Annotated in this window: 6 protein-coding genes and 1 tRNA gene; 2 read left to right on the forward strand and 5 right to left on the reverse strand. The window is 64.6% G+C overall.

What is annotated here, in order from left to right; all coding sequences use genetic code 11:
* The first annotated feature begins 300 nt into the window (after positions 1-300).
* A complete protein-coding gene (locus VK92_RS08355) occupies positions 301-2,133 on the forward strand; it encodes a S53 family peptidase (RefSeq protein WP_048022147.1) in 1,833 nt (610 codons plus the stop codon).
* Between the two features lie 364 nt (positions 2,134-2,497).
* Here the strand turns inward: VK92_RS08355 and VK92_RS08360 are convergent, their stop codons facing one another.
* Positions 2,498-3,148 (reverse strand): pyridoxamine 5'-phosphate oxidase family protein, encoded by a 651-nt coding sequence (locus tag VK92_RS08360; RefSeq protein ID WP_048022149.1) that lies wholly within the window; start codon positions 3,146-3,148, stop codon positions 2,498-2,500.
* Positions 3,149-3,462: 314 nt separating this feature from the next.
* Between VK92_RS08360 and pdxR the strand changes: the two genes are divergently transcribed.
* Positions 3,463-4,929: a MocR-like pyridoxine biosynthesis transcription factor PdxR gene (pdxR, locus tag VK92_RS08365; RefSeq protein WP_048022151.1), complete on the forward strand. Its 1,467-nt coding sequence runs from the start codon at positions 3,463-3,465 to the stop codon at positions 4,927-4,929.
* 22 nt (positions 4,930-4,951) lie between these two features.
* Here the strand turns inward: pdxR and VK92_RS08370 are convergent, their stop codons facing one another.
* The 4 genes from VK92_RS08370 to dnaG all read right to left on the reverse strand — a co-directional run.
* Positions 4,952-6,502 (reverse strand): phospholipase D family protein, encoded by a 1,551-nt coding sequence (locus tag VK92_RS08370; RefSeq protein ID WP_048022153.1) that lies wholly within the window; start codon positions 6,500-6,502, stop codon positions 4,952-4,954.
* Positions 6,503-6,755: 253 nt separating this feature from the next.
* A tRNA-Ile gene (locus tag VK92_RS08375) sits at positions 6,756-6,831 on the reverse strand.
* Between the two features lie 129 nt (positions 6,832-6,960).
* Complete coding sequence (rpoD, locus tag VK92_RS08380; protein ID WP_081052572.1) at positions 6,961-9,381, reverse strand: RNA polymerase sigma factor RpoD; 2,421 nt, start codon at positions 9,379-9,381, stop codon at positions 6,961-6,963.
* An 88-nt stretch (positions 9,382-9,469) separates the two neighbouring features.
* A partial coding sequence (gene dnaG, locus VK92_RS08385) for a DNA primase (RefSeq protein ID WP_048468167.1) occupies positions 9,470-11,034 on the reverse strand: 1,565 nt, incomplete at its 5' end.

Genomic DNA, 11,034 nt, shown 5'->3' on the forward strand with positions numbered 1-11,034 from the left:
CTGCCATCCGGCAGCGGGCCGAAGGATCGAATCAAATGAGCAGGACAACGAAACTGTTGCTCTAGCAATCCCGCCCGCGCCCAGTCCGCGCGACTGCGCCGTATCGCGACGCAGCCCTCTCGCTACCGCATTTTCCGAATTTCGCCCCCGGAGAAACAACACCTTTCCGGATCGGGCGAAAGGCCCTGTCGCGTCCGTGCCATCCGCACGCATGCGACAGAAATCGGCGGTGCACGATCCGCACCGCTGTCTACCGTTGTTGTTCGTGCCGTTCGATGTTCAACCGGAGGGGTAATTCAAATGAATCAGGTTGCAGACAAGAATCAAAAGCACAATCGCTTCATCAAGCTCGCCTTCGCCGCCGCGGCAGCCGCATCGTTCGGCATCGCGACCGTCCATGCCGCGCCCGCGGCCGGCTGGACGGAAACGCGCACCAAGGGCTTCCTGCCGCTCGTGCAGCAGAGCGAAGCCGGTACGGCCGGCGCGCCTGCCGCCAGCACGGCCGCCGCTCCCACGGCAGCCATCGAGATGGCACCCGGTGAATCGGTGGACATCGTGCTCGGACTGAACCTGCGCAACGAAGCACAGCTCGACCAATACCTGCACGACCTGCATACGCCCGGCTCGCCGCACTACCGGCAGTTCCTCACACCGGCGCAGTTCGCCGCGCAATATGCACCGACCGACCAGCAGGTCGCCTCGGTCGTCGCGCACCTGCGCAAGGAAGGCTTCGTGAACATCGTGGTCGCCCCGAACCGCCTGCTGGTGTCCGCGTCCGGCACCGCGGCGACCATCAAGTCCGCGTTCCGCACGACGCTCAAGCGCTTCACGCGCAACGGCCGCAGCGTCTATGCGAATACCGACGCCGCGCAGGTGCCGAACGCGATCGGCGGCGTCGTGGGCGCGGTGCTGGGCCTGCAGAACGTCGAACTGATGCATACGGGCGCGGGCAGCAAGCCGCAAGGCAACACCAGCAACCTGACGATTCCGGCCGGCGCATCGGCGGTGCCGCACAACCCGACCGAGTTCTCGTCGATCTACGGCGGCAACGGTACGCCGACGGCCTCGCAGACCACCGTCGGCATCATCTCCGAAGGCGACCTGTCGCAGACCGTGAGCGACCTCAACACGTTCGCCGCAAACAACGGCCTCGGCACGATCAGCAGCAGCATCGTGAAGACGGGCCCGTCCGGCAGTTCGTACACCGACACCGACGGCACCGTCGAATGGAACCTCGACAGCCAGTCGATCGTCGGCGCGGCCGGCGGCAGCGTGAAGCAGGTCGTGTTCTACGTCGCACCGTCGATGACGCTCACGGCGATCACCGCCGCGTACAACAAGGCCGTGACCGACAACGTCGCGAAGGTAATCAACGTGTCGCTCGGCGTGTGCGAATCGTCCGCGAACAGCACCGGCTCGCAGGCAACCGACGACACCATCTTCAAGCAGGCGATCGCGCAAGGGCAAACCTTTTCGGTATCCGCCGGCGACCACGGCGCATACGAATGCGCGGGCGGCACGCCGTCGCGCTCGACCTACACGGTGAGCGAGCCGGCAACGTCGCCGTACGTGATCGCAGTGGGCGGCACGACACTGTTCACCAATACGTCGACCAACGCTTACAACAGCGAGATCGTCTGGAACGATCCGAGCTGGCAGCCGGGCACCGTGTGGTCGACGGGCGGCGGGTACAGCAAGTACGAAGCTGCGCCGTCGTGGCAATCGTCGAGCCTCACGGGATCGACCAAGCGCGCACTGCCCGACGTCGGCTTCGATGCCGACCTGCGCACCGGCGCGATTCTCGTCGTGAACGGCCAGACGTCCGATACGCTGTGGGGCTCGGGCTACCTGAACAACGAAGGCGGCACGAGCCTCGCCGCGCCGATCTTCACGGGCATCTGGGCGCGGCTGCAGTCCGCGAACAACAATGCGCTCGGGTTCCCCGCGTCGAGCCTCTACAAGTACTTCCCGAGCAACGCGGCGCTGCTGCACGATGTCACGTCCGGCAACAACGGCAGCGGCACCTATGGCTACAAGGCGAAGGCCGGCTGGGACGCGACGACGGGTTTCGGCAGCGTGAACATCTCGAAGCTGAACGCGTTCATCCAGAGCACGCCGGATTTCGCGCGCTGATGGACCGATGACTGCCCCGGTTCCGCGTGCGCTCCGAAGCGCACGTCTGGAACCGGATGTGGTCGTTCAAATAACCCGCGAGGGCTGCCAGGCCGTCGCGGTTTTTTCGCGTTCCGCGCGATCTCGCGGGGCGAGCATCCGGTGCGACGACGCACTAGCCGACCTTGAAATAGTTGCTCACGCAACTTTCATGTTCATTACCCTTGCATGAGCATCGCACCGAGTGAAACGCACCCCGTCACGGCAGCGCGGTATTCACGCTGCCTGCCGGCGAAACGCGCGTCGTGCCGCCACGCGACGCGAGCACGCCCCCAACGCCGTACCCCGCCGCCTTCCGCGAAACCGCGCGGCCTTGCCGCACCACTCACTCGGCCCAGTTCCGGACGTAGTCCGGCACCGGCATGTTGCCGTCGGCATGAACCGGTGCGCCGCGCGTCGTCTTCAGCGGCAGGACTCCCGTCCAGACAGCAAGCGCGAGATCTTCATCCTTGTCGGAAGGCAGCGAATCGCTGACTTTCACCGCCGCTTCCGCAAGCGCAATCCGCAGCACGCTGGTCGCATTGATTTCCTTCTCGTTGCCGGGCCGCGCATCATGCTTGCGACCGGGTGCGATCTTGTCCATCAACGCATCCAGCGCCGCCAGCTTGTCGTCACGGCCCGCCACGACGTCGAACCGCCCGTAGATCACCGCGGATCGATAATTCATCGAATGGTTGAAGGCCGATCTGGCCAGCACGAGCCCGTCCAGCAACGTAATCGCGACGGAGGCCGGCGCGCCCGCCGACAGCGCCTTGATCATCCGGCTACCGTTGGACCCGTGAATATAGAGGTCATCGCCCCGTCTCCAGTGCGCGGTCGGGATGCAATGCGTGTCGTCGCCTGCACCGAACGCGATGTGGCAGACGTAGGCTTCGTCCACGATGCGATGAAGCGTCGTGCGATCGCGACTCGCCAATTCCGGCAGGCGGCGAATGGTGGTGCGAGGTGTGGAAGCGATGACGGTCTGGTCTTTCATGTTTCGTTTTCCTGTTCGCGCGCCCTTGCGCACATCGAGCGGCCCGCGTTCCGGCAAGGCTCGATGATCCGCACGGAATATATTTGTACTGCGAAGTTAATAGAATTGAACGCGTGCGACTTCCACGCCTGAACGACCGATCGATCGTCCCATCGACAGTCGCGCTTCAAATCGATCAAAATACGCGCGTGCCGCAATCGGGGACGATCGCCGGAAGGCCCCGCGCACCGGCCGGCACCGCGAGAACGTGAACGATACGATGCGCGCCGAATCTTCAAAAGAACCAGCTCACCGAAAAATTCTGGAACCAGCCCATGGATCTCGCGCTGCTCCGCTCATCGCTTTCCAGACAGGACGGCACGACACGCCACAGCCAGCAGGAGGCCCTCTACCGGAGCCTGCGCAACATGCTGCTGGACGGGCATATCCCGTCCGGCACACGGCTCGTGTCGACCCGCGTGCTCGCGGCCGAGTTGGGCATCGCGCGCAATTCGGTGGTTTATGCGTACGAGCGCCTTGCCGAGGAAGGCTTCGTGGCGGCCACGCGCAACGGTACGATCACGCGCTGGGACGGATGCGGCCGTTCGAGCGCCGGGCTCGAGAGCGGGCCGGCCACGGTTCGCTTGTCCGAGCGCGTGCACGGGCTGGAGAACGCCGATCCCGAACCCGAACGCATGCTGCCGTTCGTTCCCGGTCTTCCGTCGCTCGATGAATTCCCCGTTGCCCAATGGCGCCGTTGCATCGAGCGTGCATGGAAAATCATCAAGCCCGCGCAGCTCGCATACGGTCCGGTCGAAGGGCTGTCCGAATTGCGGCGTGCCGTGGCGGCCTATATTCGCGTCTCACGAGGCGTGCGCTGCGAAACAGGCCAGGTATTCATCACCGACGGCACGCAAGGCAGCCTCGAACTGTGCGCGCGCATGCTGGCGAATCCCGGCGAACCCGGCTGGCTCGAGAACCCCTGCTACAACGGCGCCCGTACCGCATTCCGCTCGACCGGCCTCGATCTCGTGCCGATCGAGGTCGACCACGAAGGGATGGCGCCCACCGACGAACAGTGGCGCACCCGGCCGCCCCGGCTGATCTATACGACGCCGTCGCATCAATACCCGCTCGGCGCGCTGATGAGCCCCCGGCGACGAGCGGCGCTCGTCGAGCACGCACGTGCGTGCGGCGCGTGGATCATCGAGGACGACTACGACAGCGAGTTCCGCCACGACGGCGAGCCGCTGCCCGCGATCCAGGGCCTGCATGCCGACGCACCGGTCTGCTATCTCGGCACCTTCAGCAAGACGATGTTTCCCGCCCTTCGGCTCGGCTTCATGGTGGTTCCGCCGGTTCTGGTCGACCGCTTCACCCGGACGCTGCGCGAACTCGTTCATCGCGGCCACCCGGCCGATCAACTCGCGATGGCCGAGTTCATCGACACCGGCCTCTTTGCGCGGCACCTGCGCAGGATGAGGACGCTGTATGCCGAGCGGCGGAACAACCTGGAAACGGCACTCGCCCGCCACCTCGGCACCGCGCTGAGCATTCGGGAAAGCCCGGGCGGCATGCATCTGTCGGCGGATCTCGCGCTCCCGCTGCGCGATACCGACGTCGCCCGCGCCGCAGCCTCGCGTGGCCTGCTGCTTCAGCCGCTGAGCAGCTACCGGGTCGGCGACGGCCGGCCGTACAACGGCTTCGTGCTGGGATACTCGGGGCTGAGCGATGCGACGATCGAGACCGCGACGATGCAGCTCGCAGCCGTCATCGACGAGCAGAGCCGCACGCGTGGCTGAGCGTCACACGCGGCATCCTCGCTCACAGTTGCGATTCCAGCGGAAACAGCCCGAGAAACCAGACTTCCATCCGCCGCCCGGCCGACACTTCCGGTTCGTGATCGAGCTCGGTGACCTTCCCGTCCGAATCGGTCTGAATCCACTTGAGCTGTCCGTTGCCTGCCGCATCGGTCCTCGGCTCGACGCGCCACGCGATTCGATCGAGCCGCGCTTCCAGATCGTTCGCCACCTGCGACGCAATCGCCGGGCTCTCGCAGTAAACGCCAATCTCCGTATTGAGGTTCAGCGAACGCGGATCGAGATTCATCGAACCGATGAAAATGCTCTTGTGGTCGAACACGTAGGTCTTCGCATGCAGCGACGCACGCGACGATCCGATGATGACCTGCTTCGAGATGCTCTTGTCGCCCGACGGCCGCCGTTCGTAAAGCCGCACGCCGGCTGCCACGAGATCGCTCCGGTAATGCCGGTAGCCCGCATGCACGGCCGCCACGTCGGTCGACGCGAGGGAATTGGTCAGCACCGTGACGCGCACGCCGCGCGCCGTGAGCGCGCGCAGCCGCTCGACGACATCCTTGCCCGGCACGAAATACGGCGACACGATCAGCAGGTCATGTTCGGGCTGCAACGCGAGCGCCCGCAGTTGCGGCATCAAATGCCCGTCGCTGTCCTTCGGCGCGTGCGCGATCTTCGACGGGTCGTCGTACAGCACCGTTGCGCGCCCCCACGACAATTCCGTGCCCTGCCCGTGAACGATCCGGTCGAGCCGCTGCCTGGCCTCGAGCACGTACGGATTGTCCTCCATGGCCCTCAGGTAGTCGCGCAACCGTTCGCGCTCGCGGTCCAGCCCGCCCGGTGCCGCCTCGTGCCCGACCAGCGCGCTGATCGGATACGCGTACGAGGAATTCCAGAACGTGTCGAATTCGGTCGAGATGTCCTTCACGACCGGGCCGTGGACGACGACATCGAGATCGCCGAACTCCAGCATCGACGATGCGCCGAAATACTCGTCGCCGATATTGCGGCCGCCGATGATCGCCGCCTGGTTGTCCGCGATCATCGCCTTGTTGTGCATGCGCCGGTTGACGCGCGCGAACTCGAACACCGTGCCGATCTTCTTGAACCGCCGCGTGGCGACCGGATTGAACAGCCGGATCTCGATGTTCGGGTGTGAACTGATCTCGAGCAGCTTGCGGTCGTCCGCGTTCGTGCCGAGATCGTCGAGCAGCGCACGCACTCGGACGCCGCGATCCGCCGCGCGAATGATCGCGTCGGCCAGTTCGTGCCCGGTCAGGTCGTCGTGCCAGATGTAGTACTGAAGGTCGAGCGAACGGTCCGCGCGATCGGCGAGCAACACGCGCGCATCCAGCGCGTCGACCGGATCGGTCAGCAGGTGAAACGCGTCCTGCCCGGGATGGGCGCTGGCTTGCTGCCGGAACGCGACGCCCAGCCGCGTGTTGTCCGTATCGGTGTACGCGTGCGTCGGCGCGCGATCGGCCTGCGGCGGCAGGCTCGCGCATGCGACGAGCGCCAGCAACGAAAGAATCGCACCCCACGAACGCAGCATGGTCATGATTGCCGTCCCGCTCCCGGCCGAAGTCTGTTTGTTCTCGCCGCCGGATGGATCGCGGGGCTGCCTGGTTTTTGTTCGGCCGTACCCGGTGTCGCGTGTGGAACGGCCGCGCTACAGCATACTTCGATTGACAGCGGCGCGGCACCCTCTCGGTACTTTCCTGATCGCGGCACGCGTCGATACAAAGAAAAACCCGCGACGCATGAAGCCATCGCGGGTTCTCGGCATGCGGCGCGAGCGCGCGCATGAAATCTGGTGGGCCCGGCGGGGTTCGAACCCGCGACCAATCGATTATGAGTCGACTGCTCTAACCGCTGAGCTACAAGCCCTGAAAAGAATCGAAGCGTGTCACACGCTGCCCCGGCAAAGAAGCCGGGCCGGCATTGTAACAACAAAGGAGACAAACGCCACCGGCATCACGCGGATACCGGCGGCGTTCGCAGGAGAGACGCTGGAAATCAGTTCCCTTCGAGGAACGACTTCAGCTTGTCGGAACGGCTCGGGTGACGCAGCTTGCGCAGCGCCTTGGCCTCGATCTGACGGATCCGTTCACGCGTGACGTCGAACTGCTTGCCGACTTCCTCGAGCGTGTGATCGGTGCTCATCTCGATACCGAAGCGCATCCGCAGCACCTTCGCCTCGCGCGGCGTCAGCGAATCGAGCACGTCCTTCACGACGTCGCGCATGCTCGCATGCAGCGCGGCATCCGCCGGCGCGACCGTGTTGGTGTCCTCGATGAAGTCGCCGAGATGGGAATCGTCGTCGTCACCGATCGGCGTTTCCATCGAGATCGGCTCCTTCGCGATCTTCATGATCTTGCGGATCTTGTCTTCCGGCATCTCCATCTTCTCGGCGAGCGTTGCCGGATCCGGCTCGAGACCGGTTTCCTGCAGGATCTGCCGCGAGATGCGGTTCATCTTGTTGATCGTCTCGATCATGTGAACCGGAATACGGATCGTGCGCGCCTGGTCCGCGATCGAGCGCGTGATGGCCTGGCGGATCCACCACGTCGCATAGGTCGAGAACTTGTAGCCGCGACGGTATTCGAACTTGTCCACCGCCTTCATCAGGCCGATGTTGCCTTCCTGGATCAGGTCGAGGAACTGCAGGCCGCGGTTCGTGTACTTCTTCGCGATCGAGATCACGAGACGCAGGTTGGCCTCGGTCATTTCACGCTTCGCCTGGCGCGCCTTCAGTTCGCCGGCCGCCATCTGGCGGTTGGTTTCCTTCAGGTCCTTCAGCGGCAGCACGACACGCGCCTGCAGGTCGAGCAGGCGCTGCTGCTGTTCGCGAATCGCCGGAATGTTACGCGACAGCACCGCGCTGTACGAATGGCCTTCGGCCATGATCTTCTCGGCCCAGTCGAGGTCGGTTTCGCTGCCCGGGAAGCGCGCGATGAATTCCGAACGCGGCATGCCGCACTTGTCGACGACGATGTGCAGGATCTGGCGTTCAACCTGACGCACTTCGTCCACCTGCGCACGCAGCGTGTCGCACAGGCGTTCGACGGTACGCGCGGTGAAGCGGATCGTCATCAGTTCGGTCTGGATCGTTTCCTGCGCCTTCAGGTAGGCCTTCGACTTGTAGCCTTCCTTTTCGAACGCGCGGCGCATCTTGTCGAACCACTCGCTGATCTGCGAGAACTTCTCGAGCGACGCGCGCTTGAGGGCTTCGAGCTGGGCGGCGTTGGCCGATGCCTGTGCGGCACCGTCATCTTCCTCCTCTTCCTCTTCTTCCTCTTCCTCTTCGGCTTCCTCGTCCTCGTTCTCGATGGCTTCCGCTTCCTTCGCGGAGAAGCCGTCGGTATCGGCGGCGTCCGCAGCATTCGGATCGAGCAGGCCGTCGACGAGCTCGTCGACGCGGATCTCTTCGTTCGCGACGCGTTCGGCCATCGCGAGGATGTCGGCGATCGTCGTCGGGCACGCGGAGATGGCCATCACCATGTGGCGCAGGCCGTCCTCGATCCGCTTCGCGATCTCGATTTCGCCTTCACGCGTGAGCAGCTCGACCGTGCCCATTTCGCGCATGTACATCCGGACCGGATCGGTCGTGCGGCCGAATTCCGAATCGACGGTGGACAACGCGACTTCCGCTTCCTCTTCGACTTCATCGTCCGACGACGCGGCGGGCGCGTTGTCGTTCAGGAGCAGCGTTTCCGCGTCCGGCGCCTGCTCGTAGACCGCCACGCCCATGTCGTTGAACGTGCCGATGATGCCTTCGAGGGCTTCGGTCTCGGTGAAGTTGTCCGGCAGGTGGTCGTTGATTTCGGCGTACGTGAGGAAGCCGCGCTCCTTGCCGAGCTTGATCAGCGCGCGCAGTTTCACGCGGCGCTCTTCGAGCTCCTCGGCCGTACCCGGCGTGCTCGTCGCGAACGCTTCCTTCAGCAGCGCCTTTTCCTTGGCGCGACGGTCGCGCACCTTGGATTTGCCCGGTGCAGCCGCTGCTGCTGCGGGCTGCTCGTCGCTCTGATTTGCGTCGTCTTCGACGGATACTTCGTTCAGCTTTTTGGTCATGGAGTTCGCCGTACCGGCTATATCGACTCGCGGCTGCTGGACGACAGCCGGTTGAACCGTGGGTGCATGAGTAGTACGTACTGCCGTTTCGTCCGCGGCGGCAGTCGTGTCCCTTGCGCTTTTCGCACTTGCCCGCTTCGCCGCCGGCTTGGCCGGCCCGGAGTCGGGTCTGGCGGCAGCCCGTGTTCTGGCTGCCGGCGCCGGCGCAGCCTGAGCAGTGCCGGCCGCGGTTTTTTTTCCTGCTGGGGCTGACGTGGCTGAAGACGTTGTCCTGGTGGAAGAAGCAGACTTGGCCGCTGTGACCTTCTTGGTCGGCTCCGTCGAGCCCTTGCCTGTTGCTTTCTTTCCGCCTGTCGTCTTTGCCATCGCGATTCTCGCCTTTGCTTGGAAAACAAACCGCTGGAAACCTTATATTATAGCACGCTGGGGAACCCTCTCTAAGCTCCCCGGCCGCCTACAGCCCGAGCCGACGCTTCATGTCGGTTCGCTGCTGGTTCAATTCCGTCAATTCGGCCAATTCCTCGGGTGTAAAGGTGGATTGCCGCGCCAGCCTGTCGAGCCGGTCGCAGCAAGCGTCGTAACGCATCTTGAGCACCGCGGCCTGCAACTCCTCCCCCGCGATCCGTTCCTGCTCACGCTGCCGCTCGGGCACCGTCTCGTCTTCCGGATTCTGTAACAGCAAATCGCGGACGTTTTCATCATAGTCCAGAATTTCGCGGAAGATTTCCTCGTAAGTCGCTCCATTCGAGGACGTCCGCAGGACATCGGAAAGCAGCCGGAACTCCGCGCCGTCGCCCAGCGCGCGGGCATGATCGACGACCTCCGCGAACAGTTCGCCGATGCGCGGCAACGCACGCAGGGTCGCAATCTGTTCATCGTCGAGCTGCGACGCGATGCGCGGATGCATCACCAGCGTGCGCAACGCACGCTTTTCACTGTCCGTCACGCGGCGCCGCTCGCTGCGTGCAGGCGCCTGGCGCGGCGGTGCCGCGATCCGCGTATCGACGTCGGACAGCCCCGCGACCTCTTCGAACGGGATATCGAGGCGGTCGGCGAACATGTGCATGATCTGCGCGCGCAACGCGTTCGCGGGCAGCGCCTGCAGCATCGGCTTCGCGTCGAACAACGCCTTCGCGCGGCCTTCCGGCTGATCGAGCGCCTTGCCGGCAATTGCTTCGTTCAGCAGAAATTGCGACAGCGGCATCGCGCGCTCGACCTGTTCGGAGAACGCATCTGCGCCGAATTCGCGCACGTAGCTGTCCGGATCGTGCTCGGCCGGCAAAAACAGGAACCGGATCGTACGGTTGTCGCCGGCATGCGGCAGGCATGCCTCGAGCGCGCGCCGGGCCGCCCGCCGCCCGGCCGAATCGCCGTCGAAACTGAAAATGACCGTATCGGTCTGGCGCAGCAGCTTCTGCACGTGAATCGGCGTACACGCGGTGCCGAGTGTCGCGACCGCATTCGGGAACCCTAGCTGCGCGAGCGCGACGACGTCCATGTAGCCTTCGACGACCAGCACGTACTTGCGCTCGCGAATCGCGAGCCGCGCCTCGAACAGGCCGTACAGCTCGCTCCCCTTGTTGAACAACGGGGTTTCAGGCGAGTTCAGGTACTTCGGCTCGCCGCTGCCGAGCACGCGGCCGCCGAAGCCGATCACCTGCCCCTTCACATTGCGGATCGGGAACATGATCCGCTCGCGGAACCGGTCGTAGCGGCGCGCGACGCCCTGCGCATCGGTCTTCTCGCTGACGATCACGAGCCCCGACTCGACGAGCGACTCGTCGCGATAGTCGGGGAATGCTGCCTCGAGGTTCTGCCAGCCGTCCGGCGCATAGCCGAGCCCGAAGCGTGCGGCGATCTCGCCGGTCAGGCCCCGGTTTTTCAGGTACTGGATCGCGACGGTCGCGCCACGCAATTGCTTGCGGTAGTAGTCGCACGCGGCGGTCATTGCATCGGACAGCGCGGTCGCAACCGATTTCGACACCGGCGCCGGATAGTCGCCACCGCCTCCGCCCCCAC

It is taken from the genome of Burkholderia sp. LK4, assembly GCF_001043615.1.
Lineage (GTDB): Bacteria > Pseudomonadota > Gammaproteobacteria > Burkholderiales > Burkholderiaceae > Burkholderia > Burkholderia cepacia.

Coding starts and splice junctions, on each gene's coding strand:
- rpoD (WP_081052572.1), bottom strand. CDS start 9,381: ATGGCAAAGACGACAGGCGGAAAGAAAGCAACAGGCAAGGGCTCGACG.
- VK92_RS08360 (WP_048022149.1), bottom strand. CDS start 3,148: ATGAAAGACCAGACCGTCATCGCTTCCACACCTCGCACCACCATTCGC.
- pdxR (WP_048022151.1), top strand. CDS start 3,463: ATGGATCTCGCGCTGCTCCGCTCATCGCTTTCCAGACAGGACGGCACG.
- VK92_RS08370 (WP_048022153.1), bottom strand. CDS start 6,502: ATGACCATGCTGCGTTCGTGGGGTGCGATTCTTTCGTTGCTGGCGCTC.
- VK92_RS08355 (WP_048022147.1), top strand. CDS start 301: ATGAATCAGGTTGCAGACAAGAATCAAAAGCACAATCGCTTCATCAAG.